The 22,842-nt window shown below is 73.1% G+C and carries 21 protein-coding genes and 1 pseudogene; 7 read left to right on the forward strand and 15 right to left on the reverse strand.

Annotated elements, in window-relative coordinates:
- Positions 1–71: 71 nt before the first annotated feature.
- A complete protein-coding gene (locus tag ACFSL2_RS05145) occupies positions 72–647 on the reverse strand; it encodes a TetR/AcrR family transcriptional regulator (RefSeq protein ID WP_377196814.1) in 576 nt (191 codons plus the stop codon).
- Positions 648–745: 98 nt separating this feature from the next.
- On the opposite strand from ACFSL2_RS05145, the gene ACFSL2_RS05150 reads away from it, so the two are divergent.
- Positions 746–1,618, forward strand: a complete 873-nt coding sequence (locus tag ACFSL2_RS05150; RefSeq protein ID WP_377196815.1) for an SDR family NAD(P)-dependent oxidoreductase — start codon at positions 746–748, stop codon at positions 1,616–1,618.
- A gap of 9 nt (positions 1,619–1,627) precedes the next feature.
- Here the strand turns inward: ACFSL2_RS05150 and ACFSL2_RS05155 are convergent, their stop codons facing one another.
- From ACFSL2_RS05155 to ACFSL2_RS05175, 5 genes are all read right to left on the reverse strand, one after another.
- Positions 1,628–1,966, reverse strand: a complete 339-nt coding sequence (locus ACFSL2_RS05155) for a metal-sensitive transcriptional regulator (RefSeq protein ID WP_377196816.1) — start codon at positions 1,964–1,966, stop codon at positions 1,628–1,630.
- A 110-nt stretch (positions 1,967–2,076) separates the two neighbouring features.
- Complete coding sequence (locus ACFSL2_RS05160; RefSeq protein WP_377196817.1) at positions 2,077–2,355, reverse strand: YHS domain-containing protein; 279 nt, start codon at positions 2,353–2,355, stop codon at positions 2,077–2,079.
- A 30-nt stretch (positions 2,356–2,385) separates the two neighbouring features.
- Positions 2,386–4,707, reverse strand: a complete 2,322-nt coding sequence (locus tag ACFSL2_RS05165; RefSeq protein WP_377196818.1) for a heavy metal translocating P-type ATPase — start codon at positions 4,705–4,707, stop codon at positions 2,386–2,388.
- Positions 4,707–5,084 carry a hypothetical protein gene (locus tag ACFSL2_RS05170; protein ID WP_377196819.1) on the reverse strand — a complete coding sequence of 126 codons (378 nt, stop codon included), beginning with the start codon at positions 5,082–5,084 and terminating at the stop codon, positions 4,707–4,709. The genes ACFSL2_RS05165 and ACFSL2_RS05170 overlap by 1 nt, the downstream gene beginning before the upstream one ends.
- Positions 5,081–5,293 (reverse strand): heavy-metal-associated domain-containing protein, encoded by a 213-nt coding sequence (locus ACFSL2_RS05175; RefSeq protein ID WP_377196820.1) that lies wholly within the window; start codon positions 5,291–5,293, stop codon positions 5,081–5,083. The genes ACFSL2_RS05170 and ACFSL2_RS05175 overlap by 4 nt, the downstream gene beginning before the upstream one ends.
- Before the next feature lie 165 nt (positions 5,294–5,458).
- Between ACFSL2_RS05175 and ACFSL2_RS05180 the strand changes: the two genes are divergently transcribed.
- Together ACFSL2_RS05180 and ACFSL2_RS05185 are read left to right on the forward strand one after the other, a co-directional pair.
- Complete coding sequence (locus tag ACFSL2_RS05180; RefSeq protein WP_377196821.1) at positions 5,459–6,325, forward strand: metalloregulator ArsR/SmtB family transcription factor; 867 nt, start codon at positions 5,459–5,461, stop codon at positions 6,323–6,325.
- On the forward strand, positions 6,322–6,927 hold the full coding sequence (locus ACFSL2_RS05185; RefSeq protein WP_377196822.1) for a dihydrofolate reductase family protein: 606 nt from the start codon (positions 6,322–6,324) through the stop codon (positions 6,925–6,927). The genes ACFSL2_RS05180 and ACFSL2_RS05185 overlap by 4 nt, the downstream gene beginning before the upstream one ends.
- On the opposite strand, the gene ACFSL2_RS05190 is transcribed toward ACFSL2_RS05185, so the two are convergent.
- Positions 6,924–10,154, reverse strand: coding sequence for an efflux RND transporter permease subunit (locus tag ACFSL2_RS05190; protein WP_377196823.1), 3,231 nt, complete (start codon positions 10,152–10,154; stop codon positions 6,924–6,926). The genes ACFSL2_RS05185 and ACFSL2_RS05190 overlap by 4 nt on opposite strands.
- A 182-nt stretch (positions 10,155–10,336) precedes the next feature.
- Between ACFSL2_RS05190 and ACFSL2_RS05195 the strand changes: the two genes are divergently transcribed.
- The 3 genes and pseudogenes from ACFSL2_RS05195 to ACFSL2_RS05205 all read left to right on the forward strand — a co-directional run bounded on the left by ACFSL2_RS05195 (position 10,337) and on the right by ACFSL2_RS05205 (position 12,226).
- On the forward strand, positions 10,337–10,786 hold the full coding sequence (locus ACFSL2_RS05195; RefSeq protein ID WP_377196824.1) for a MarR family winged helix-turn-helix transcriptional regulator: 450 nt from the start codon (positions 10,337–10,339) through the stop codon (positions 10,784–10,786).
- Positions 10,787–10,851: 65 nt separating this feature from the next.
- Positions 10,852–10,971, forward strand: a pseudogene (locus tag ACFSL2_RS05200) (helix-turn-helix transcriptional regulator); the annotation flags it as partial.
- An 82-nt stretch (positions 10,972–11,053) separates the two neighbouring features.
- A complete protein-coding gene (locus ACFSL2_RS05205; protein ID WP_377196825.1) occupies positions 11,054–12,226 on the forward strand; it encodes an epoxide hydrolase family protein in 1,173 nt (390 codons plus the stop codon).
- Between the two features lie 83 nt (positions 12,227–12,309).
- Here ACFSL2_RS05205 and ACFSL2_RS05210 read toward each other — a convergent pair whose 3' ends face one another.
- On the reverse strand, positions 12,310–14,178 hold the full coding sequence (locus tag ACFSL2_RS05210) for an HNH endonuclease signature motif containing protein (protein WP_377196826.1): 1,869 nt from the start codon (positions 14,176–14,178) through the stop codon (positions 12,310–12,312).
- 275 nt (positions 14,179–14,453) lie between these two features.
- Here ACFSL2_RS05210 and ACFSL2_RS05215 point away from each other — a divergent pair, with 275 nt between their 5' ends.
- Positions 14,454–15,449 (forward strand): aldo/keto reductase, encoded by a 996-nt coding sequence (locus ACFSL2_RS05215; RefSeq protein ID WP_377196827.1) that lies wholly within the window; start codon positions 14,454–14,456, stop codon positions 15,447–15,449.
- Between the two features lie 27 nt (positions 15,450–15,476).
- Here the strand turns inward: ACFSL2_RS05215 and ACFSL2_RS05220 are convergent, their stop codons facing one another.
- From ACFSL2_RS05220 to ACFSL2_RS05250, 7 genes are all read right to left on the reverse strand, one after another.
- Complete coding sequence (locus tag ACFSL2_RS05220; protein WP_377196828.1) at positions 15,477–16,985, reverse strand: aldehyde dehydrogenase family protein; 1,509 nt, start codon at positions 16,983–16,985, stop codon at positions 15,477–15,479.
- Positions 16,986–17,039: 54 nt separating this feature from the next.
- Positions 17,040–18,041 (reverse strand): proline racemase family protein, encoded by a 1,002-nt coding sequence (locus ACFSL2_RS05225; protein WP_377196829.1) that lies wholly within the window; start codon positions 18,039–18,041, stop codon positions 17,040–17,042.
- A 49-nt stretch (positions 18,042–18,090) separates the two neighbouring features.
- Positions 18,091–19,017, reverse strand: coding sequence for a dihydrodipicolinate synthase family protein (locus tag ACFSL2_RS05230; protein ID WP_377196830.1), 927 nt, complete (start codon positions 19,015–19,017; stop codon positions 18,091–18,093).
- Entirely contained in the window at positions 19,014–20,468 is a 1,455-nt protein-coding gene (locus tag ACFSL2_RS05235) for an FAD-dependent oxidoreductase (RefSeq protein ID WP_377196831.1), read from the reverse strand. The genes ACFSL2_RS05230 and ACFSL2_RS05235 overlap by 4 nt, the downstream gene beginning before the upstream one ends.
- On the reverse strand, positions 20,465–20,782 hold the full coding sequence (locus tag ACFSL2_RS05240; RefSeq protein WP_377196832.1) for a (2Fe-2S)-binding protein: 318 nt from the start codon (positions 20,780–20,782) through the stop codon (positions 20,465–20,467). The genes ACFSL2_RS05235 and ACFSL2_RS05240 overlap by 4 nt, the downstream gene beginning before the upstream one ends.
- A complete protein-coding gene (locus ACFSL2_RS05245) occupies positions 20,779–21,984 on the reverse strand; it encodes an NAD(P)/FAD-dependent oxidoreductase (RefSeq protein WP_377196833.1) in 1,206 nt (401 codons plus the stop codon). The genes ACFSL2_RS05240 and ACFSL2_RS05245 overlap by 4 nt, the downstream gene beginning before the upstream one ends.
- A gap of 98 nt (positions 21,985–22,082) precedes the next feature.
- Positions 22,083–22,763: a GntR family transcriptional regulator gene (locus tag ACFSL2_RS05250; RefSeq protein ID WP_357468676.1), complete on the reverse strand. Its 681-nt coding sequence runs from the start codon at positions 22,761–22,763 to the stop codon at positions 22,083–22,085.
- Positions 22,764–22,842: the final 79 nt, after the last annotated feature.

Consider the following 22,842-nt stretch of genomic DNA (forward strand, 5'->3'; position numbering starts at 1 on the left):
CGTAGGGCGCGGCAGTAGTCCATATATACCCCTCGGGGGTATCCACGTCAAGCGGTCCGAGCAACGTCCGTTCACCGCGTGCCGGGCGCCTGGGCCACCGTCCGCAGGTAGGCCAGGAGGTCGTCGACCAGGTGCTGCGGATCCGCGTTCCCCTTGCCGTCGGCAGCGAGATGCCCCGCGGCGGCAAGATCGGCAGCCCCGTGCGCGAGCGCGCGCACCAGGGACGCCAGCCGCACCGCGTCACCCGCCGGAAGTTCTCCGTCACGCTGCGCCCCGGCGACCAGGTCGACCAGCACCGCGTGTGCCGACCCCGCAGCGGCGGCGAGGTCGGGCGACTCGACCGACCATGCGCCGAACACCAGCTTGAACCGCGCCGGCGACGTGAGCGCCCACGCGACGTAGTCGTGCATCGCGGCCCGCAGCGTCGCCCCGGGCGAGCCGCCGGACAGCCCGAGACTGTGCTCGCGCAGCTCCCGGGCCGCCACGGACGCCAGCAGCGCCTCCTTCGAGCGGAAGTGCTTGTACGGCGCGTTGTGCGACACGCCGGCACGTCGACCGACCTCACGCAGGGTCACCGCCTCCGCACCACCGTGGTCCAGCAGCTGCGCCGCGGCATCGATCAGGGCCTCACGCGTTCCGGTCACCATCCCGCGATCGTAACCATGCGGTTGACGCCGTCAACCTGAGCCACCTAGGTTGACACTGTCAACCTCACGGAGGACGCAGACGAACAAGGAGGGCACCCATGGACAAGCACGCGGTCGTCACGGGCGCGACCGGCGGGATCGGCATCGCGATCGCTCGCCGGCTGGCCGATCAGGGCTGTGCGGTCACGCTGGTCGGCCGCGGCGACCAGCGCCTGCACGACGCCGTCGGCCAGATCCGCACGGCCGTACCGCACGCCGAGCTCCGCCAGGAACGCGCCGACCTGTCCCGCCTCGACGAGGTACGCGATCTCGCGTCCCGGCTGAGCCGGGGCCCGCTGCCGGACGTCGTCATCAGCAACGCCGCCGTCGTCGCACCGGTCGGCACCCGCACGGCCGACGGCCTGCCCAGGACGCTGGTGGTCAACCACCTGGCGCCCTACCTGCTGCTCCGGTCGCTCGTCGCGCCGCTCGGTCGCCGGCCGGCCCGGTTCGTCGTCGTGGGCGCGTCGCCGACCGGGCTGGCCCGGACGCCTGTCGACGTGGCCGACCTCGCCTCGGAGCGCGGCCTCGGCTGGCCGCCGAGCATGCGACCCTTCGTCGCGTACGCGCGGACCAAGAACATGAACGCGATGTTCGTCCACGCCCTCGCCCGACGGCTGTCCGGCACCCGCATCACCGTCAACGGGGTGCACCCAGGCATCATCCGGGGCACGGGCCTGGGCCGCGACGCTCGTGGCGCGCTGAAGCTGTTCGGCGCAGCGCTCGGCCCGTTCAGCCCGGGGCCGGACGCCGGCGCCGACACCCCGGCCTGGCTGGCCACCTCTACCGAGACGGAGGGGGTGTCCGGGCGGTTCTACGTGCGCCGCACCGCGGTCGCCACGGCCCCGCACACTACCGACGCCGCGCGCTGCGACCTGCTCTGGGACGAGTCGGCCCGCCTGAGCGGCATGCCGTCCGCCCTGGCGCCGTGACCCGGCCCGTCAGGAGCGGACGAGCCGTGCTATCGCGTCGGAGGCTTCCTTGACCTTGGCGTCCGCGTCGGGACCACCCATCCGGGCCGCGTCCACGACGCAGTGCTTGAGGTGGTCGTCCAGGAGACCCAGCGCGACGCTCTCGAGCGCCTTGGTCAGCGCCGACACCTGCGTGAGGATGTCGATGCAGTACTGCTCCTCGTCGACCATCCGGTGGACCCCGCGGGCCTGCCCCTCGATCCGCTTGAGCCGGGCGAGGTAGTTCGCCTTGTCGGTGATGTAGCCGTGGGCGTGCTCGTCGCCCTCCCCGCGTGCGTCGAGCGCGGCAGGGGATCCTGTGTCGGTCATGGTGCCCATGGTGTCATCTCCGGTTGGTCGGACGCGCTGTGCGAGGCGGCGACCTGCCGGGTTCCGCGGCAGGCCGAGGGGGCCCGCCGCGGAACCCGCGGGTTCGTCCGTCAGACCGCCGCCGCGTACTTGGCGGGGTCGGCGTCGAACGGGGCTTCGCACCCCGCGCAGCAGAACCAGTACCGCTCACCCGCGTAGTCGCGGAACAGGCCCTTGGCCTCGGCGTCGGCCTTGATCACGGTGCTGCCGGGCATCACAGGGCACTCCGCGAGCTCGTCGGCCGACGGGCCGAGGAGGTTGGCGCCCTGGTGGCTCGGCGCGGCCGCGTGCGAGTGGCCGCCACAGTGGCCGCCGTCGGCCTGCTCGGCGTGGTCGTGGTCGTGTCCCATCGGGGGTCCTTTCGTCGGTGCTGGATGGTGTCAGGCGTCCTGCGGCGTCCGGGCCTCGGGCCGGGACGGTGCGGGAACGTGGTGGCCCGCCGACCGGCTCCTGAACGAGCGCAGGCGGAGACTGTTGCCGACGACGAAGACGCTGGAGAACGCCATCGCCGCGCCGGCGAGCATGGGGTTGAGCAGGCCGAGGGCGGCCAGCGGGATAGCGGCCACGTTGTACCCGAAGGCCCAGAACAGGTTCGTCTTGATGGTGCGGAGCGTCCGGCGGGAGAGCCGGATCGCGTCGGCCGCCGAGCCGAGGTCCCCGCGTACGAGGGTGATGTCCGCCGCCTCGATCGCCGCGTCGGTGCCGGTACCCATCGCCAGGCCGAGGTCGGCCTGGGCGAGGGCCGGCGCGTCGTTCACACCGTCCCCGACCATCGCGACGACCTTGCCCTCGGCCTGCAGCCGGGCCACCACGTCCGCCTTGTCCTGCGGCATCACCTCGGCGATGACCTCCGTGATGCCCACCTCGGCGGCGACCTGCTCGGCCACCGCCCGGTTGTCTCCGGTGAGCAGCACGGGCGTCAGGCCGAGTGCGGTGAGCCGTGCGACGGCGTCCGCGCTGGTCGGCTTGATCCGGTCGGCGACCACCAGGATGCCGCGGGCGCGACCGTCCCAGCCGACCGCCACGACGGTCTTACCCTCACCCTCAGCTTGAGCCTTGGCGTGCGCCAGGTGCGTGGGCAGGTACTGCGACCAGTCGGCGAGCAGGGCCTCCCGCCCGACGACGACGGCGTGCCCGTCGACGACCCCCTGCACGCCGAGCCCCTGCACGCTCTCGAACGACTCCGGGGCGGGCAGGCTGCCGACCTCCTGGGTGGCGCCCTTGGCGATCGCCTGCGCGACAGGGTGCTCGGAGGCGTCCTCCAGGGCACCGGCCAGGCGGAGCAGCTCCTCGCGGCTGGTCCCGGCGTCCGGGACAACGTCGAGGAGGGTCATCTTGCCGGTGGTGACCGTGCCGGTCTTGTCCAGCACCACGGTGTCCACGGTGCGGGTGGACTCCAGCACCTCCGGCCCCTTGATCAGGATGCCGAGCTGCGCACCCCGGCCCGTGCCGACCAGGAGGGCGGTGGGCGTCGCCAGCCCGAGCGCGCAGGGGCAGGCGATGATCAGCACCGCGACGGCCGCCGTGAGCGCGGCCGTGACGGGGAACCCGCCGCCGAGCCAGACGCCGAGCGCCGCGACGGCTATCGCGATGACGACCGGGACGAAGATCCCGGACACCCGGTCGGCGAGGCGCTGGACCTCCGCCTTGCCGGACTGCGCGTCCTCGACGAGCTGCGCGATCCGCGCCAGCTGCGTGTCCGAACCGACCTGCGTGGCGCGGACGACCAGCCGGCCGCCCGAGTTCACGGTCGCGCCGGCCACGGTGTCGCCCACCCCGACCTCGACGGGGACGGACTCCCCCGTGAGCATCGACGCGTCGATGGCCGACGAACCGGTGACGATGACGCCGTCGGTGGCCACCTTCTCGCCCGGCCGCACGACGAACTCGTCGCCGACCACGAGGCGCTCGACCGGGATGCGGGTCTCGACGCCGGCCCGGAGCACGGCGACGTCCTTCGCCCCGAGCTCGAGCAGCGCCCGCAGGGCCGCACCGGCCTGACGCTTGGACCGCTTCTCGAAGTAGCGTCCGGCGAGCACGAACATCGTGACGCCGGCGGCCACCTCGAGGTAGATGTTGGCCGCACCGTCGGACGGTGCGACGGTGAGCTCGAACCCGTGCGTCATCCCCGGCACGCCTGCCGTTCCGAGGAACAGCGCGTACAGGGACCAGAGGAACGCGGCCGACACGCCCAGCGAGATCAGGGTGTCCATCGTCGCGGCGCCATGGCGCAGGTTGGTCCACGCGGCCTGGTGGAACGGCCACGCCGCCCAGACGATCACGGGGGCCGCGAGCGCCAGCGACGCCCACTGCCAGTAGGTGAACTGCCACGCGGGGACCATCGCCAGGGCGATGACCGGCACGGCCAGCACGATCGACGTGATCAGGCGGTTCCGCAGGGACAGCAGCTCGACGTCCCGCGTGTCCACGCCGTCGGCGCCGTCCTGCGAGTCCTCCTTGGGTGCCGGGAGGGCTGCCGTGTAGCCGGTCTTCTCGACCTCGGCGACGATGGCGCCCAGGTCGTAGCCCGCCGGGGCGGTGACCTTCGCCTTCTCGGTGGCGTAGTTGACGCTCGCGGTCACGCCGTCGAGCCGGTTGAGCTTCTTCTCGATCCGCATGGCGCACGACGCGCAGGTCATGCCGCCGATCGTGAGGTCGACGGTGGTGGCCGGATCGTCGGTCCGGGACGCGGTGTCGGACATCATTCCCTCCCTGTCGTGTCCAGGACGAAGTGCGCCGTGCGCACCGTCCCGTCGACCTTGAAGTCCAGGTACAGATGCTCGTAGCCACCGAGGTACGGCTCCAGCGTGGTGACCGGCTCGCCGTCCTGCGTGAGCGTCATGGTGAGCACCGACTCGCCGGAGGCGGCCAGGTCGCCGGTGAGCGTGGCGGTGTACCCGTCGACGGAGTCCTTGGCGGACCCCATCTCCATGGTGGAGGCACGGTCGCCGGCCTCCGCCGTGGCCGCCCAGGCGGCCACGGCGCTCTTCGGCACGACCAGGCCCGCGACGGTGAACGCCGCGACGAACAGTGCTACCAGCCCGAGGCCGTAGACCGTCAGCCGCTGGGGTGCGTTCACGAGACGCGCTCCGCCTCGTACCCGGCCTCGTCCACCGCGGCCAGGACGGCCGCGTCGTCCAGCGCGGTGGCGCTGGTCACGACGAGCTTGCCGGTCGCGGCGCTGACGTCGACGCGCTCCACCCCGGCGAGGCCGCTCACCTCACCGCGGACCGCCACCTCGCAGTGTCCGCAGGTCATTCCGGTCACCTGGTACTCGCTCGTCGTCATCGTCTCTTCCTTCCGATCGCTTTATTACCCCTAGGGGGTAGCCGTACGCCCGTAACCATATACCCCCGGGGTGTATTCCGGTCAAGGTCGCCGGCCTCAAGCCTCCACCCGGATTGGGCAGGTATTCCTTGACGCGAATATTCTTATTGGTGAATACTCGTGCCCATGGACGCACTCCTCACCGCACTCGCCGACCCGGCGCGCTGGCGGCTCGTCGCCCTCCTGGCCGAGCGTCCGCGCCCGGTCGGCGTCCTCGCCCGGCTCGCCGGCGCACGCCAGCCGCAGACGACCAAGCACCTGCAGACCCTTGAGCGCGCCGGCGTCGTCACGTCCCAGCGCAGCGGCCAGCGCCGGGTCTACGCCCTGCAGCCCGGTCCCCTGCGCGACCTGGCGGCCGAGCTCGGGCGGCTCGCCGCCACCGCGGACGACGTCGGCGGGACCCGCGAGACGTTCGACCGCTACGGCAGCAGCATGCACGCGGAGCGGCTCGCGGCCGACCGGCCCGGGTGGGCCGACGACCGCTCGTTCAGGTTCCGACGGTCCCTGACCGCGAGCCCCGAGCACGTCTGGCGCCACCTCACCGAGCCCGCCCTCCTCGCCCGGTGGTGGGCCCCCGACGACCTGCGTGTCTCCGCGCTCGTCTTCGAGGCGCGGCCCGGTGGGCAGGTGACCCTCGAGTACCGGGACATCGACGACGCGGACGGCTCCGACCTGGTCGTCGGGCGCGCGGAAGGCGTGGTCGACGTCGTCCGACCCGCCGAACGCCTCGTCTACCGGTCGTCCCCGCTGGTGCCCGACGGCGGTGTCGCCTTCACCGCCCACGTCGACATCAGCCTCCTGCCCACGGAGTCAGGCACGGACCTCAACGTCCGCTACGGCATCACGCACAGCACCGTCGACTCCGCGGACTTCGTCGCGGGCATCGAGATCGGCTTCGGCCAGAGTCTCGACCAGCTCGCGGCAGCCGTCGCCGCGGACCTCGACCCGACCGACCACGCAGACAGCACCAACAACCCAAGGAGCACACAGTGACCGAGCAGACCGGCGGCCGCAGGGTCGTCACCAACATGAGCATCTCCCTCGACGGCCGCTACGCGGCGCCCGACCCCCTGGACATGGGGTGGGTCATGCCGTACGCGGTCACCGACGTCGCCCGCGACCACCTGATGAGCCTCTGGGAGCCGGCGACCACGGCCCTGCTCGGACGGGTCAACGCCGAGGGCTTCCTCGGGTTCTGGCCCACCGTCATCGACCAGGAGGGCGCCGACCCGCGCGACGTGGCCTTCGCGAAGTGGCTGGTCGACGTCGACAAGGTGGTCCTGTCCTCCACCCTCGCCGAGGCGCCGTGGGAGCGGACCACCATCGTCGACAAGCCGACGGTCGAGGCGGTGGCAGACCTCAAGGCCACCGAGGGCGGCGACATCGTCGTGCTCTCGAGCGCGAGCGTGATCAAGGCGCTGCTGGCCGCCGACCAGGTCGACCGGTTGTCGCTCGCGGTCTTCCCGATCTTCCTCGGGGGCGGGCCGCGGCTCTTCGACGACGCGTTGCCCGCCGGCAGGTGGGAGCTCGTCAGCCAGACGGCGGGCGAGCACGGGACGCTCGTGCTCGTCTACGACCGGATCCGCCAGGCCTAGCGGGTGCCGCCCGCGGCGAGCGCCTCGGCGACCCGGGCCGCCTCGACGGCCTTGGCCTGCGCCTTCTCCGCGCGCCGCGCCGCACGGGCCGCCCGCTTCGGGGTCAGCCCGCCGGCGCGACGCTCGAAGAGCGTGTAGATCACCGGCACCACGTACAGCGTGAGCAGTGTCGAGGACACGAGTCCGCCGATCACCACCAGGGCGAGCGGCTGCGAGATGAACGCCCCGCCGCCCGTCAGGCCGAACGCCATCGGCGTCAGGGCGAGGATCGTCGCGGCAGCCGTCATCACGATGGGCCGCAGCCGCTGCCGTGCCCCCTCGCTGACCGCCTCGTCGAGCGGCCGGCCGTCCGCCCGGTACTGGTTGATCAGATCGATCAGCACGATCGCGTTCGACACGACGATGCCCACCAGCATCAGCGCACCGATCAGCGCGGCGACGTCGAGCGGCGTACCGGTCAGCAGCAGCGCGCCCAGGGCACCGGTCGCCGCGAACGGCACCGAGACCAGCAGGATGAGCGGCTGCCCGATGCTCCGGAACGTCGCCACCATCACGAGGTAGACGATGAGGATGGCAGCAAGCAGGGCCAGCCCCAGGTCCGCGAAGGCGTCGGCCTGGTCGGACGCCACGCCGCCGACGGTCACCTCGGCGCCGCTCGGCAGGTCGAGTCCGTCGATCGCCTCGGTCAGGGTCACCGTCAGGGCACCCAGGTCCTGACCGGCGGGCGTCACCGCCACGGTCGCACTGCGCTCGCCGTCCACCCGGGTGACGGCCGCGGGAGCCGCGACCTCCTCGACCGTCACGAGATCGCTCAGCGGGACCACGCCCGCCGCCGTCGGCACGTCGACCTTCTCGATCTCGGCAGTGGTCTCCGGCTGGTCACCGGCCAGCACCACGTCGAGCGTCGACCCGTCCAGGTCCATCGTCCCGACGCTCGACTCGTTCATCGCACCGGCCAGGAACCCGGACACGGTCGACTCGGTGAGCCCGACCTCCGCCGCCGCGTCCCGGTCCACCGTCACCTGCACGCTCGACTGCTCGGCGGCGAGGTTGTTCGTGACGTCCTCGACGCCGTCCAGGTCCGTCACCGCGTCCTCGACGGCGCTCGCGGCGTCGGCCAGGCCCTCGGCGTCGGTCGCCGTGACGACCAGGTCGACGGTGGTGCTGGCGAACCCGGCGTCGCCCGCGGCCACGGTGACCTCACCGTCGAGCTGCGCCGCGTCGAGCGCGTCGCTCACCTCGTCCTGCACGGCCTCGCCGTCGGCGTCCTCGTCCAGCGTCATCGCGAACGACGCGCTGCTCCCGCCGCCCCCGCCGAAGGCAGCGGCCATCCCGTCGGCGGACCCGACGGTGGTCTGCACCGTCTCGACGCCGTCGACGCCGGCCAGCACGTCCTCGACCTCCTGGGCGGCGTCGTCCTGGGCGGCCAGCGACGTGCCGGGCTCGAACTCCTGGGTCACCGAGAGCGTGTCCTGCCCCGCCGCACCGATGAAGTTGGTCTCCATGCGCGGCACCAGCGCGACCGTGCCGGCGAGCAGCGCGACGGCGACGCCCAGCGTCACCGCGGGGCGGCGCAGGGCCGCGGACAGCGACGGCACGTAGGCCCGCTGCCAGGCGCCGCGCCGCTCCTTGCGCTCGGCGGCCTCGCGCAGGGCGGCGCCGCCGTCGGCCGAGGCCGGGACCTTGATGAACCAGTACGCCAGCACCGGAACGACGACCAGCGCCACGACCAGCGAGGCGCCCATCGCGATCGCGACGGTGACGGCGAACGGCTGGAAGAGCTCACCCGCCATGCCGCCCACCAGGGCGATCGGGGCGAAGACCGCGACCGTGCAGATCGTCGACGACGTGATGGCCGTGCCGACCTCGCGGACCGCGGTCACGATCGCGTGGACCCGGTCCTCGCCGTACGACAGGTGCCGCTTGATGTTCTCGATCACCACGATCGAGTCGTCCACGATGCGCCCGATCGAGATGGTCATGGCCGCGAGCGTGAGGATGTTCAGCGTGTAGCCGGTCAGGTGCATGACCGCGAACGTCACCGCGAGCGACAGCGGGATCGAGATCGCGGAGACCAGCGTGGCCCGCAGCGACGCCAGGAACACCAGGATCACCAGAACCGCGAAGAGCAGGCCGAGGCCGCCCTCCGTCGTCAGACCCTCGATCGACTCCTCGATGAACGGCGCCTGGTCGAACGTGACGGCCGTGGTCACCCCAGCGTCGTCGAGCTCGTCCTCGGCATCGGCCAGCACGTCGTGCACGGCGTGCGACACGTCCACCGTGTTGCCGTCCGGCGTCTTGGTCAGCGCGATGGCGAGCGACGGCTCGCCGTCCAGGCGCGAGTACGAGGTGGGCGCCTCGTCCTGCACGCGCACCTCCGCCACGTCGCCGAGGTGCACGACGTCGGCGGGGCTCGGCGCGGCGTCCGGTGCCGGCGGGGCGTCCGGTGCCGGCGGGGCGTCCGGTGCCGGCGGGGCGTCCTGCGGGGGCGCGGCCGCGGCCGCCCCGGAGGGCACGACCGGCAGCTCCTCGAGCTCCTCGACGGAGTCGACGGCGGTCCCCACCTGGACGCTGTTCGTCTCGCCGTCCTGCGTGACCGCACCGACGGGCATGACCGTTCCGTTCTCCTGCAGCACCGACGTGAGCTGCGCGGGCGTGAGACCCGCCGCGGCAAGCTTCTCGTCGTCGGGCTCGATCACCACCTGCTGCTCGGTGGCGCCGGTGACCGTGACGTCACGGACCTCCGCGATCCCCGACAGCTCGGGGACCAGCACGGACTCGATGACGTCGGTCAGCTCCTGCTCGCTGCCGTCGCCCGAGACCGCGAGCTGCACCACCGGCAGGTCGTCGAGGGACCCCGCCATGACCTGCGGCTCGACGTCCGCCGGGAGATCCTGGAGGTTGCCGAGCGCCGAGGTGACCTCCTGCTCGATCTCGTCGATGTCGGTGCCGTACTCGAGCTCGACGGTGGTCACCGAGAGGCCCGTCGAGACGGTCGAGCTCACGCCGGTGACGCCGTCGATCCCCTGGACCGCCGTCTCGACCGGGTCGGTGACCCGGTCGGCGACGATCTCCGGTGCGGTGCCCGGGTAGCCGGCCGTGACGGCGACCATGGGCACGTTGATCGACGGGATGAGTTCCTGACGGAGCTGCCCCATGCTGAAGATGCCGACCACAAAGACGGCAATCGTCGCGAGTGCGACGAGCGCACGGTTCGCGAGCGACATTCGGGCAAGACGGAACACACTGCCTCCAGATCTGGGGATACGCCGGGCCCACGACTCCTTCGGCGCAGTATTTTGCCTAACGCAAAGGATCCTGCTCGGGTTCCCTCGGCGCAACTTCGGTCTCCGCGCCCGCCCGGTGGGGTCGCACGCCCGCGAGGTGAGGTCCCGGCTAAGGTCGGCGCGTGACCGACCAGACCCGCGATGAGCTCGTCGCCGAGCTCGCCACCCTGCACCGCCGGCTCGGCGAGGAGTTCTTCGCCACGCGGCTGCGCCCCCTGCTGGAGACCGACCTGACCGTGCAGCAGCTCCGGGCGCTCGCGCTCGTGCAGGTGGACCGCGAGTCCACGCCCCAGCGTCTGGCCGAGGCGCTCGGCGTGTCCGCCGGAACCGTCTCGGGGATCCTCGACCGGCTCACCGCCGCCGGCATGACGGTGCGCACCCCCGACCTGGCAGACGGCCGCGTCCGCCGGGTGACCAGCACGGAGAAGGGCAGCGAGGCGATCCGGCGCCTCGTCGCGCACGACGAGGACCTGCCGCCCGACCTCCTCGCCCTGCTCGACGTCGACGACCTGCGCGCGCTCACGCAGGGCACCCGGGCACTGCTGGAGGCGGCCCGCAAGCTGGCGCCGTAGGCGCGGGCCACGTCGGCTCCACTCTCTGGCCGCAGTCGTGCGGATGCCATGCGGCGGCCGCGCTACGCGTGTCCCGGCAGACGATCATCGCCATCGAGAAGGGCCGGTTCGACCCGCGCCTTACTCTTGCGTTCCGTCTCGCGGACGTGCTCGGCTGCCGGGTGGACGACCTGTTCGAGGAGTGAGCCCCGGCTCTGGTCCCAGCACCGCCCTCCCCCTCAGCGGGTCCCGGTCGTGGCGCGGAAGCGCCGAAGTAGGCTGAGCACCGTGCCGGAGACCCAGTCCACGCCCGAGCCGTTCGTCTCACGGACCGCCCCCGAGGCGATCGACGACCTTCGCACCCGGCTGCGGATGACCCGCTGGCCCGATGCCCCTGAGGACGTCGGCTGGTCGCTGGGCACCGACCTCGACCGCCTGCGCGAGCTGGTCGCGTACTGGGCGGACGGGTTCGACTGGCCGGCCCAGGAGGCCGCACTCGCGAGACTCCCCCGCTTCCGGACCCTGGTCGGCGGGCTCGGGATCCACTTCGTGCACGCCCGGGCCGTCGCACCGGCCGGTCCCGTGCTGCCGGTGGTGCTCAGCCACGGCTGGCCGGACTCGTTCTGGCGGTACTCGAAGGTCGTCTCGCTCCTGACCGATCCGGGCGCCCACGGCGCGGACCCGGCCGACGCGTTCGACGTCGTCGTCCCCGACATGCCGGGGTTCGGGTACTCGGACCGGCCGACCGGGCGGCCGCTGAGCTCCATCGCCGTCGCCGGGCTCTGGGCCGAACTGATGCGGACGCTCGGCTACGAGCGGTTCGGCGCGGCGGGCGGGGACCTGGGCAGCCACGTGAGCCGGTACCTCGCGCTCGACCACGCCGACCGGGTCGCCGCCGTGCACCGGACCGACGGCGGGCTGCCCGTCTTCGCCGGTGACCCTGCGACCCTCACTCGCGAGGAGCGGGCCTGGTTCGCCGAGGCGGCCACCTGGACCGCCACCGAGGGCGCCTACGGTGCGATCCAGCGCACCAAGCCCCAGACCGTCGCCGCCGCGCTCAACGACTCCCCCGCGGGCCTGGCCGCCTGGATCGTCGAGAAGCTCCACGCGTGGAGCGACGGCGGCATCGACCACGCCTTCACCCGGGACGAGGTCCTGACGAACATCACCATCTACTGGCTCACGGGCACCATCGGGTCCTCGATGCGGATGTATCACGCGAACTCCGCGATCCACGCGGAGCAGCTCACGCGCCGGGTCGAGGTGCCGTCCGGGTTCTCGGTGTTCCGCGGCGACGTCGTGCGCCCGCCGCGCGCCTGGCTCGAGCGCACCGCCAACGCCGTGCGCGTCACCGAGCCGGAACGCGGCGGACACTTCGCGCCGTTCGAGGAGCCCGAGCTCTACGCGCAGGAGCTGCGTGACTTCTTCCGCCCGTACCGCGGTGAGAGCGGCGCGGTCTGAGGACCGTGCACTCGGGCACCGTTCGCCCGGGGCACTGGTCGGCGGTCCGCCTGCTCGACCTCCTCGGCTTTCCCAGCCGAACGTCAGAAGGGCGGTTCGTCGGGGAAGCGTCGCGACCGCTGGTCCGTTCGTGACTGGTCCGCCTGTTCGGTGCTCGCCTGTTCGGTGCTCGCCTGTTCGGTGCTCCTCTGCCCGGTGCACCTCGGCTCCGCGCGCCTCTGCCCCGTACTCGACGTGATCGGTGGTTCGCTGAGTGGCGGCTGCCCGAGACGCGCTCGCATGTCCTCGACCAGGCTGGTGGTGTCGTTGCTGACCCGTCCGACCTGCGTGGCCGGCCGGAGGTAGCGGTGTCCCGTGGGTGCGGTCCAGGTCGTGATCCCCGTGCCGGGATCGCGGACCGGGTGCCAACCGTGGTGGGTCTTCGCCAGGTGATGCGCACGGCACAGTGGTTGCAGGTTGGTCGCGCGGGTCTGTCCGGGTGTGCCGGCTGGCAGGGTGGTGGCGTCGAGGTCGTGGTCGAACGGGTCGATGTGATCCAGGTCGGACCATCGTGCGGGCCGGTCGCACTGCGGGAACGCGCAGGTCCGATCCCGCGCGGTCACCGCCTGGCGCAGCAGCTTGCCCGGCTGGTAGGTGGTGGTGGAGTGATCGGTCAGGATTCCGGTGACGGGGTCGGTCACCAGCCGCTGCCAGGTCGCGTCGTTCGCGAGCCGGGCGGCGACGTCGGCCGGGATGGGGCCGTACCCGTCCAGGTGGCCGGGTACGTCGTCCAAGCCCAGGAGCGTCGTGGCCGCAACAGTGACCCGGATCTGCGGCTGGACCGGGATGACCCGTACGGCGGTGCCGCCGCAGGTGCAGCCACCGCAGACGCATCCGGTAGCCGGTGCCGTGGTCCGCGGCAGAACCGGCTCCTGCGCGACCACCGCCGCCGCTACGCCGGTGGTCGCGTCGGAGGTCTCCGCGGCCGCACATTCGGGCCCGGGCGGCACGATGATGCGGCCGGTGGCGATCGCCACCAGCGCGTCGGCACGAGCCTGAGCCAGCGTCCGGGTCGCACCCGGGGTGCGCCGCAGAGTGTGGGCGGTCGTCTCGATCGCGTCCCAGACGGCGGCGGCGTCCGTGGCAGGAAGGTTCGCGCTGAGCCACGCCATCGAGTTGTCGGCCGGGTCCAGGAACACCGCGCGGCGAGTCATGGCGTGCTTGGTGGTCTCCGAGGCGCCCTTCAGACGGGTCGCGTACTCGGTCATCCGTTCGCGCAGCCACCGACGGGAGTGGTCGGGCGCTTGCGGCAGATACCGGCTGATGGCGGCCTCGCGCTCCTCGACCGTGAGGGGGTTACCGCTGCGGAGCAAGATGTCGGCCTTGGCGGTGTCGATCAGACCGCGGTACAGAGCGGTCATGACCTGGGGGTGTTCGGCCAGGCCCGCCCCACGGGCCAGGTGCTTGTTCGCCTCGCCCTGCGGAACACGGAGGCGTGCGCTGATCTCCGCGGCCGCCGCGTTGTGCTCCTCCGTCCAGCGACGGCGGCGGGCGATCTCGCCGAGGGCTCGGGACTGCATGGCCGTGACCCAGGAGGCCACCTCCTGCCACCGCGCCGCCACGTCCAGCAGGACCGCGTCGTCCGTCGAGGCGACGTCGACACCCTCCAGCACCTCGACGAGACCAGCGCCCATCGGCCAGGTACCCAGGTCGTCCACCGCGTCGGCACCCATGACCCCCGCGGGCGCGGCAGCCCCGGCATCGTGGCCGAGCCACGTGACCGTCGCCGCGGGCAGCGGGCCCTCCGCACCGAGCGCTACCGCATCCCAGCCCAGGACCGGCCCGATGGTCGTCGCGCACGCCTGGGAGGGCGGCGCGACCGACGGTCCGGCGGTCAGCGGGCGGAACCACCGTTCCACCACACCGACCGGGCCGGCACCGTGCGCCGTGCTCCGGTTCACGTCCTCGGTCATACCGCCCCCTTTCATCCACTGAGCTTCGCCCGTCATCTATGCGTCGAACGTACGTTCGATCCGAGCGGTCCGCATCTCCAGATCCGAAGGTGTGGACAACTCGAGATGCGGACGACCCAGCACGCCACCCCGAGCCCCCAACGCCGTCGACCCTAGCGAGCCCCACCCACAACGACACCTGACACCTGCGGAGTGTCAGTGAGGCCTGCCAGACTGCTTCCGCCGCCCCCGATGGCCTGGGCGGCACCTGTTCCGCCACGACCATGGAGCCGCTCATGCAGACACGCACACTGGGATCAGGGACGAGCAGCCTCGAGGTCTCCGCCATCGGCCTGGGCTGCATGGGCATGAGCCAGGGTTACGGTCCCAACCCGGGAACCCGCGAGGAGATGATCGCGGTGCTGCACGGCGCCGTCGACCGCGGGATCACGCTCTTCGACACCGCGGAGGTCTACGGCCCGTTCGTCAACGAGGAGCTGGTCGGCAGGGCGCTCACGCCCGTGCGCGACCAGGTGGTCCTCGCCACGAAGTTCGGCTTCAAGATCGACGAGGAGGGCCGCAGCGTCGGGACGGACAGCCGCCCCGAGCACATCCGGCAGGTGGCCGACGCCGCGCTGCGCCGCCTCGGCACCGACGTCATCGACCTCTTCTACCAGCACCGCGTCGACCCCCAGGTGCCGATCGAGGACGTCGCCGGAACCGTCGCCGAACTCATCGAGGCCGGCAAGGTGCGGCGCTTCGGCCTCTCGGAGGCGGGCGCCGACACCATCCGCCGGGCCCACGCGGTCCAGCCCGTCACGGCGCTGCAGAGCGAGTACTCGCTCTGGACCCGCGATCCCGAACCCGAGATCCTGCCGACGCTCGACGAGCTGGGCATCGGGTTCGTCCCGTTCAGCCCGCTCGGTCGGGGATTCCTCACGGGCGCGCTCGACACCTCGACGATGGCCGACGGCGACATGCGCATCGGCCTGCCGCGCTTCAGCGAGGAGAACCGCCGGGCGAACCTCGCCTTCGTCGAGCTGCTCGCCGCGGTCGCCGCGCGCAAGGGCTGCACGACGGCCCAGGTGGCACTCGCCTGGCTGCTCGCCCAGCGGCCGTCGATCGTCCCGATCCCTGGCACACGCCGCCTCAGCCGCCTCGACGAGAACATCGGCGCGACGGAGGTCGAGCTCGGTGCCGGGGACCTCGCCGAGATCGCGGCGGGCGCCGACCGGATCCAGGTCAGCGGCGAGCGCTACGGCGAGGCGATGCTCCGGATGACGGGACTGTAGGGATCGGAACCCGTCGGCGAACGGCGGTCACCAGCCCAGCGAGTCGCCCCGCGCGGCGACCGTCCGGGGTACGCCCCACGGGTTGTCGTCGCGCAGCGGCGGGGGCAGCAGCTCCTGCGGAGCATCCTGGAAGGTGACCCCGCGCAGGAACCGGCCGATCGCGGCGGTGCCGACCGACGTCCCGTCGGTGGTCGTCGCGGGCCAGGGACCGCCGTGCTGCATCGCCGGTGTGACGGCAACACCCGTGGGCCAGCCGCCGAGCAGGATCCGCCCGGCGTGCCGGGCCAGGTGCGTCAGGAGGGCCGCCTGCGCCTCGGCTGCCTCGTGCTCCCCCAGGTGCAGGGTCAGCGTGAGGTTGCCGGGGAACAGCTCGGCCACGACGGCGGCCAGGTCGGCCCCCTCGGGGTACTCCACGACCACGGAGAACGGCCCGAACACCTCGTCGAGGAGCGCATCCCCCGCTCGGCGCAGCAGGTCGAGCGGGACGGCGACGAACGTCGGCGTCACCCAGGTCTGGCCCGGCCCAGCACCGGAGTCGTCGTGCCGAGAGCTGCCCGGGTGCACGACGCGCACGCCGTCCACCGCGAGCGCCTCGGCGACCCGCCGCGCGTAGCCGTCGGCGATCGACGGGTTGAGCAGCCGGTGCTCCGGTACCTGCGCAGCGGCGGCGACCACGGCGTCGTCGTACTCGGTGCCCTCGGGGACGAGGAGGAAACCCGGCTTGGTGCAGAGCTGGCCGGCGGAGCCCGACACGCTCGCGACGTACGCGGCGAGCAGGTCGCCCGCCCGCTCCTGGAGCGCCTGCTCCGTGACCAGCACCGGGTTGACGCTGCCCAGCTCCCCGAAGAACGGGATCGGGTCGGGCCGCGCCGCGGCCCGCGCGGCGAGCAGCTGCCCCACCCGCTGTGACCCGGTGAACGCCGCCGCCCGCACTGCCGGGTGCTCGACCAGCGCCACTCCCTCGTCCTGTGACGTGACGAGCTGCAGCGTGAACTCCGGCAGCCCGGCCGCCTGGAGCGCCGCGGCGACGAGCTGGGCCACCCGCTCGGACAGCCGCGGGTGCCCCGGGTGTGCCTTGACGATCACCGGGCAGCCCGCCGTGAGCGCCGCCGCCGTGTCCCCGCCGGCGACGGAGAACGCGAACGGGAAGTTGCTCGCCGCGAAGTTCAGCACGGGGCCCACGGGCCAGAGCGTGCGGCGCAGGTCGGGTCGGGGGCCGAGGACGAAGTCGGGGTCCGCCTCGTCGAGCCGGACGTCGAGGTAGGTGCCGTCGGCGACGACGTGCGCGAACAGGCGCAGCTGCACCTGGGTGCGCTTGAGCTCGCCGCGCAGGCGAGCCTCGGAGAGGCCGGTCTCGTCCTGGGCGATGGCGACCAGCTCGTCCGCGTGGTCGGCGAGGGTGGCGGCCGCGTCGCGCAGGGCGGCGGCGCGGACTCCGGGGGCCGTGCGGGAGAGTCCGTCGAACGCCTCCTGGGCGCGGCGGGCGACGTCGTCGACGGTGCGGTCAAGGTGTTCGGGGGCCGCGGTGGCGGTCATCGGTTCGGCTCCTCAGCAGATGGCAGGTACAGCAGGCGATCCCGGCGGACGGGCTCAGAAGACGAAGCCCGTGGGGAACGGGTCACTGGGGTCGAGCAGGTAGTTGGCGGTGCCGGTCACCCAGGCGCGCCCCGTGATGGTCGGCACGACGGCGGGTACGCCGGCGACGGTGGTCTCTCCGACCAGGCGGCCGACGAACCGGCTGCCGATGAACGACTCGTTGACGAAGTCGGTGTCGAGGGCGAGCTCGCCGCGGGCCCACAGCTCGGCCATGCGGGCCGACGTCCCGGTGCCGCACGGCGACCGGTCGAACCAGCCGGGCGCGATGGCCATGGCGTGGCGGGAGTGCCGAGCGTCGGAGCCGGGCGCGATCAGCTCGACGTGGTGGCAGTCCTCGACGCCGGGCAGCAGCGGGTGCTTCGGCGGCGCCGTCTCGTTGATCGCGTCCATGATCGCGAGCCCGGCGGCAAGCAGGTCCTGCTGCCGGGCCCGGTCGAAGGGCAGCTTCAGGTCGTCCAGGTCGACGAGCGCATAGAAGTTTCCGCCGAACGCCATCGAGTACGGCACGGTGCCGTAGCCGGGTACCGCGACGGTCTGGTCGAGCGCCGTCACGAAGCTGGGCACGTTCTCGATGGTGACCGCGTCCGCGTGGCCGCCGCTGACGGCCACCTTCGCGACCACGAGCCCGGCCGGTGTGTCGAGCCGGATCTCGGTGACCGGCTCGACGACCTCGACCATGCCGGTCTCGACGAGGACGGTGGCCACACCGATGGTGCCGTGCCCGCACATGGGCAGGCAGCCGGACACCTCGATGTAGACCACGCCCCAGTCGCAGTCGGGCCGAGTGGGCGGCTGCAGGATGGCGCCGCTCATGGCACCGTGCCCCCGGGGCTCGTTCACGAGGAACTGCCGCAGCTCGTCCAGGTGCTCGATGAAGTACAGCCGGCGGTCGTTCATCGTCTCGCCCGGTATCGGGCCGACGCCGCCCGTGACGACGCGCGTCGGCATGCCCTCGGTGTGCGAGTCGACGGCGGTGATCGTCCTGCTCGTCCGCATGGTCCTCTCCCTTCCTCCGACCTCGTCCTGCCCCCCGACCTCGCCGCACTCAGCGGGACGGGCGGGCCGCGATGTAGGTGAGGGCCGCTTCCGTGTCCTTGCGGACCTGGGCCTCGTGTTCCGCGGACAGCGGTCCGCGCGGCGGGCGGGTCGGCCCACCGTAGCTCTGCCCGGCCATGTCGATCGAGAGCTTGATCGCCTGCACGAACTCGGTCTTCGAGTCCCAGCGGAACGCCGCGACGAGGTGCCGGTACAGCTCGCGGGCCTCGTCGATCCGGCCCTCGGTGACCAGGGTGTAGATCTCGACGGCCTCGCGGGGGAACGCGTTCGGGTAGCCGGCGAACCAGCCGGTGGCGCCTGCCACGAGCGACTCGAAGAGCAGGTCGTCGGCGCCCGCGATCACGTCCAGGTCCGGGGCCAGCTCCTTGATCTCCAGCACGCGCCGCACGTCGCCGGAGAACTCCTTCACGGCCACGACGTTGTCCAGCTCGGCGAGCTCGGCGAGGATGTCCGGCGTGAGGTCGACCTTGGTGTCGAACGGGTTGTTGTAGATCATGATCGGGATGCCCACTTCGTTGACGGCGGCGTAGTGGGCGAGCACCTCCGAACGGTTCGCCCGGTAGATGGTGGGCGGCAGCAGCAGCACGGCGTCGGCGCCGTCCTCGGCGGCGAGCTCGGCCCAGTGCGTGGCCTGGTGCGACCCCACGCCGTGCACGCCGGCCACCACCAGGCCACGGTCGCCCACCGTCCGCACGGCCGTCTGGATCACGGTGCGGCGCTCCTCGTCGGTGAGCGACGAGTACTCGCCGAGCGAGCCGTTCGGGCCCACGCCGCGGCAGCCGTTGTCGAGCAGGAACTCGCAGTGCGCGGCGAACCGGTCGTAGTCGACGGCGAGCCCGGCGGGTGCCGAGTCGTCCGGCGTGAAGGCAAGGGTGGTGGCGACGATCACGCCGCCGAGGTCGAAGCGCTGGTTCATGGTTGGTCTCCTCTGGTTGGCAGTGCGGTGGGCAAGGATGCGGTGGACAAGGAAGCTGCGGACGGGGAAGCAGCGGGCAGCGCGGCGAGGTCGCCGAGCCTCACCGGTACGACGAGCGGGCGGCGGTCGACGGCGGGCGTGGGATCCCCCAGGAGCTCCTGCAGGGTGCTGCCGCACATCCGGGCCTGGCACGGGCCGAGCCCGGCGCGGCTGGTGAGCTTGACCGAGCGGGTCTCGTGCGACCCGGTGAGCTCGACCACCTCGCGCAGCCGCCCGTAGGTGGTCTCCTCGCAGCGGCAGACGACGGTGTCGTCGCGCAGCCAGCCGGTCCATCCGCCGCGCACGCCGTGGGCCGCCACGATGCGGGCCGCGAAGCCGCGGGCCCGGTCCCGCGCGCGGACCGCCCGCCGCGCGGCGGGCGCGCCGCCGTCGCCGCCCGCCGCCGCCGTGCCGGCCACGGTGCCTTCGGCGAGCGCGGCGTCCGCTCCGCCAATGCCCGTGATCTCGCCGGCGGCCCAGACCCCGGGGACGGAGGTGGCCTGGGCGTCGTCGACGATGACGAACCGGTCCGGCGCGAGGGCGCACCCGGCGGCGATCGCCAGCTCGAGGCGGGGCGTGAAGCCGTGGCTGACGCAGACGGCGTCGGCCTCGACCTGGTGCTCGGACCCGGGGACCGGAGCCCAGCGCCGGTCCAGGCGCGCGATGGTCACGGCCTCGACCTGCCCGTCGCCGTGCGCGGCCACGACCGCCTCGCCCGGACGCCACGGCACCCGGTGCCGCACGAGGTCGCCCACGTACCCGGCGAGCTCGCCGGCCTTTCCGGCGGCCCCGGCCAGCTCCCAGGGCCGGCTCAGCCAGCCGCGTGCGAGAGCGCCGATCCGGCCCGCCTCGTGCACGCCGACGACGGTGGCCCCGGTCTGCAGCACGGAGGATGCGACGGGCAGGAGGAACGGGCCGGCACCCGCGACGACGACCCGCCGCCCGACGGCCACCCGCTCCCCCTTCGCCAGCGCCTGCGCCGCTCCGGCCGAGTAGACGCCCGGCAGCTGCCAGCCCGGGAACGGCAGGGTCCGGTCGTGCGCGCCGGTGGCGAGCACCACGGCGTCCGGCTCGAAGGCGCGGGCCTCCCGCCCCGCCCCGTCGGGCTCCCCGAGCAGGACGTTGAGGCGGATCCCACCGTCGAGACGCTCGAGCGACCACACCTGCGCCGACGGCAGCACCGTCACGGCCGGGTGCGCGCGCAGCACGTCGCTCAGCTCGCCGAACGTCGACCACCGGTGGTGCAGCACGCTCTGGCGGGCGGCCTGCCGGGCGGGCGGCAGATGGCGCCAGTACTGGCCGCCGAGCCCGTCGGCGGAGTCGAGCAGCGTGACCGCCGCCCCTGCCGCCGCGGCCGCCCGGGCGGCGGCGAGCCCCGCCGGGCCGGCGCCGACCACCACGACGTCCCTCATGCGGTGACCCCCGGTTCGCCCTGGCGGGTCACGACGTCGCCGTCCTGCGCGCGGCGCAGGCAGGCGCGCACGTCCCGCAGGCCGTTGACCTCGACGAGACAGTCGAAGCACACGCCGATCCCGCAGAAGACGCCGCGGGGCGCGCCGTCGGAGGCGGTGGTGCGCCACTGGCGCTGTCCGGCACCGAGCAGCACGCCGGCGATCGTCTGCCCGGCGGTCCCGGAGACGGGCTCGCCGTCCAGCCAGAGGGTCACGGGCCGGTCGGCGGCCGGCTCGGCGGCGTCGAGCTCGGCGGGCACGCGGTACGACGTCATGGCCGGGCCTCCTCGGTCGGGGTCAGGACGGGGCGCAGCTCCGCGAGGCTCGGCCGGTCGACGGCGTACGGGCGCGGGTCGACCGGGGTCTCGAGACCCAGCAGCTGCGCGGCGAGCAGGTCACCCGTCGCCGGGGCCAGCCCGACGCCGGCACCCTCGTGGCCGGTGGCGAACCACAGCCCGGGGTGGGCCGGGTCCGGGCCGATCACCGGAAGATGGTCGGGCATGTACGGGCGGAAACCGAGGTAGGACCGCATCACGTTGGTACGGGCCAGGAACGGGAACACCGCCACGGCGCGCCGCGCCATCTGGGCGAGCACCTCCGTACGCAGCCGGTCGTCGAACCCGACCTGCTCCCGGCTCGACCCGATCAGCACCGTGCCGCCGCGCGTCGACTCGATCACGGCGGAGGTCTGCAGCTCCTCGCCCGCCGACTGGGTGGCGGCGAAGTAGTCGCCGTCGTACACCTTGTGCCGGATGCGCTGGGGCATCGGGGTGGTGACGAGCACCATCCCGCGGCGCGGACGCACCGGGACGCGCGCACCGAGCCGTTCGGCGACCTCGGCGGACCAAGGGCCCGCCGCGACGACGACGGCGCCCGCGGGGACCTCGCCCCGGGAGGTGACGACGCCGGCCAGCTCGCCGTCGGCGCCGAGCAGCGGGCCGGTCACCTCGGCGCCGGTGCGCACGTCGGCGCCGGCCCGGCGCGCGGACGCGAGCAGCGCCTCGGCGGCCGCCACCGGCTGCACCTGGGCGTCCTGCGGATAGTGGACGCCGCCGAGCACGCCCGGCGCCAGGTCGGGCTCGAGCCGGCGCGCGCCGTCGGCGCTCACCTCCACGGCCTCGACCCCGCACGCCCGCTGGGCGGCCGCGAACCGGCGCAGGCCGGCCAGCCCGTCGGCGGACGTGACCACCACGAGGCCGCCCTTGGCCTCGTGCTCGATCGACGGGAACCGTGGCCCGAGCTCGTCCGCCAGCTCCTGGGCGAGCGCGACCCACCGGCGCAGCGACACCTGGGCGAGCTCCAGCTCCGGGCCCGGCCCCTTGTCGGAGACCAGCAGGTTGCCCTCGCCGTGGGCGCTGGTCGCGGCGGCCGCCGACCCGCGGTCGAGCACCGTCACCCGGGCGCCTGCCCGGGCGAGGGCTCGCGCGCACGCCGCGCCGACTATCCCGGCACCGACGATCACGACGTCCGCTGCCACATCCACCCCTCGTTGGTCTGGTCCTGGTCCCGCTTCGTCCGTGCTGCCGTCCGCGCCCGTGCCGGTCAGTCGCCGGTCAGTCACCGGTCAGTCGCCGGTCAGTCCTCCGGCTTGCCCGCCCACGTGCCCAGCGAGTGCCCGATGTGCCGCTCCATGAGCGCCTTGGCGCCGGGGCCGTCGCCGGCCGCGAGCAGGTCGAGCAGCTCGTGGTGCTCCTGGGCGGAGCTCGCGAGCGTGCCGCTCGCGACCATCGTCGACAGCCCCAGGAGCCGTGCCCGGTCCCGCAGGTCCGACACGATCTCGCCGGCCACCGGGTTGCCCAGCAGCCCGGTCAGCCGCAGGTGGAACGTCTGGTCGGCCTGGAGGTAGGCGATCAGGTCGCCCGTGCGCGCGCGCTCGACGATCTCGTCGGCGAGCGCGCGGAACTCCTGCAGCTGCCCCACCGGGAACGACTTGGCGAGCCGCTCCATCCAGACCGGCTCGATCACCAGGCGCACGGCGGCGACGTGCCGCAGCGTCTGGTCGCTCACGCGTGTGACCCGGAAGCCCTTGTTCCGCACCGCCTCCAGGAAGCCCCGGCGCTCCAGGTCCAGGACCGCCTCGCGTACCGGCGTCGCGGACACGTCGAACCGCGCGGCGAGCGTCGGTACGGAGACGAGCTCACCAGGCTCCAGCTCGCCGGCGACGATGGCCGCGACGAGCGCACGGTGCACCTGCTCGCGCAGGCTCGCGACAGGCGGGAGGCGACGGACGGACGGGGTGGGTGATGCTGCGCTCATGAGGCACTCCTGGGTGGTCAGGCAACGCTAGTAGTATATTACACGGCACGCGGATCTCCTCGTCAATGCGCGCCGAGGG

Source organism: Promicromonospora aerolata, assembly GCF_042682255.1.
Taxonomy (GTDB): domain Bacteria; phylum Actinomycetota; class Actinomycetes; order Actinomycetales; family Cellulomonadaceae; genus Promicromonospora; species Promicromonospora aerolata.

Excerpts from the sequence above, each read along its gene's own strand:
- ACFSL2_RS05165 (WP_377196818.1), bottom strand. The coding sequence starts at position 4,707 with ATGTCCGACACCGCGTCCCGGACCGACGATCCGGCCACCACCGTCGAC.
- ACFSL2_RS05190 (WP_377196823.1), bottom strand. The coding sequence starts at position 10,154 with ATGTCGCTCGCGAACCGTGCGCTCGTCGCACTCGCGACGATTGCCGTC.
- ACFSL2_RS05240 (WP_377196832.1), bottom strand. The coding sequence starts at position 20,782 with ATGACGTCGTACCGCGTGCCCGCCGAGCTCGACGCCGCCGAGCCGGCC.
- ACFSL2_RS05150 (WP_377196815.1), top strand. The coding sequence starts at position 746 with ATGGACAAGCACGCGGTCGTCACGGGCGCGACCGGCGGGATCGGCATC.
- ACFSL2_RS05155 (WP_377196816.1), bottom strand. The coding sequence starts at position 1,966 with ATGACCGACACAGGATCCCCTGCCGCGCTCGACGCACGCGGGGAGGGC.
- ACFSL2_RS05180 (WP_377196821.1), top strand. The coding sequence starts at position 5,459 with ATGGACGCACTCCTCACCGCACTCGCCGACCCGGCGCGCTGGCGGCTC.
- ACFSL2_RS05160 (WP_377196817.1), bottom strand. The coding sequence starts at position 2,355 with ATGGGACACGACCACGACCACGCCGAGCAGGCCGACGGCGGCCACTGT.
- ACFSL2_RS05215 (WP_377196827.1), top strand. The coding sequence starts at position 14,454 with ATGCAGACACGCACACTGGGATCAGGGACGAGCAGCCTCGAGGTCTCC.
- ACFSL2_RS05210 (WP_377196826.1), bottom strand. The coding sequence starts at position 14,178 with ATGACCGAGGACGTGAACCGGAGCACGGCGCACGGTGCCGGCCCGGTC.
- ACFSL2_RS05225 (WP_377196829.1), bottom strand. The coding sequence starts at position 18,041 with ATGCGGACGAGCAGGACGATCACCGCCGTCGACTCGCACACCGAGGGC.
- ACFSL2_RS05235 (WP_377196831.1), bottom strand. The coding sequence starts at position 20,468 with ATGAGGGACGTCGTGGTGGTCGGCGCCGGCCCGGCGGGGCTCGCCGCC.
- ACFSL2_RS05250 (WP_357468676.1), bottom strand. The coding sequence starts at position 22,763 with ATGAGCGCAGCATCACCCACCCCGTCCGTCCGTCGCCTCCCGCCTGTC.
- ACFSL2_RS05145 (WP_377196814.1), bottom strand. The coding sequence starts at position 647 with ATGGTGACCGGAACGCGTGAGGCCCTGATCGATGCCGCGGCGCAGCTG.
- ACFSL2_RS05220 (WP_377196828.1), bottom strand. The coding sequence starts at position 16,985 with ATGACCGCCACCGCGGCCCCCGAACACCTTGACCGCACCGTCGACGAC.
- ACFSL2_RS05175 (WP_377196820.1), bottom strand. The coding sequence starts at position 5,293 with ATGACGACGAGCGAGTACCAGGTGACCGGAATGACCTGCGGACACTGC.
- ACFSL2_RS05230 (WP_377196830.1), bottom strand. The coding sequence starts at position 19,017 with ATGAACCAGCGCTTCGACCTCGGCGGCGTGATCGTCGCCACCACCCTT.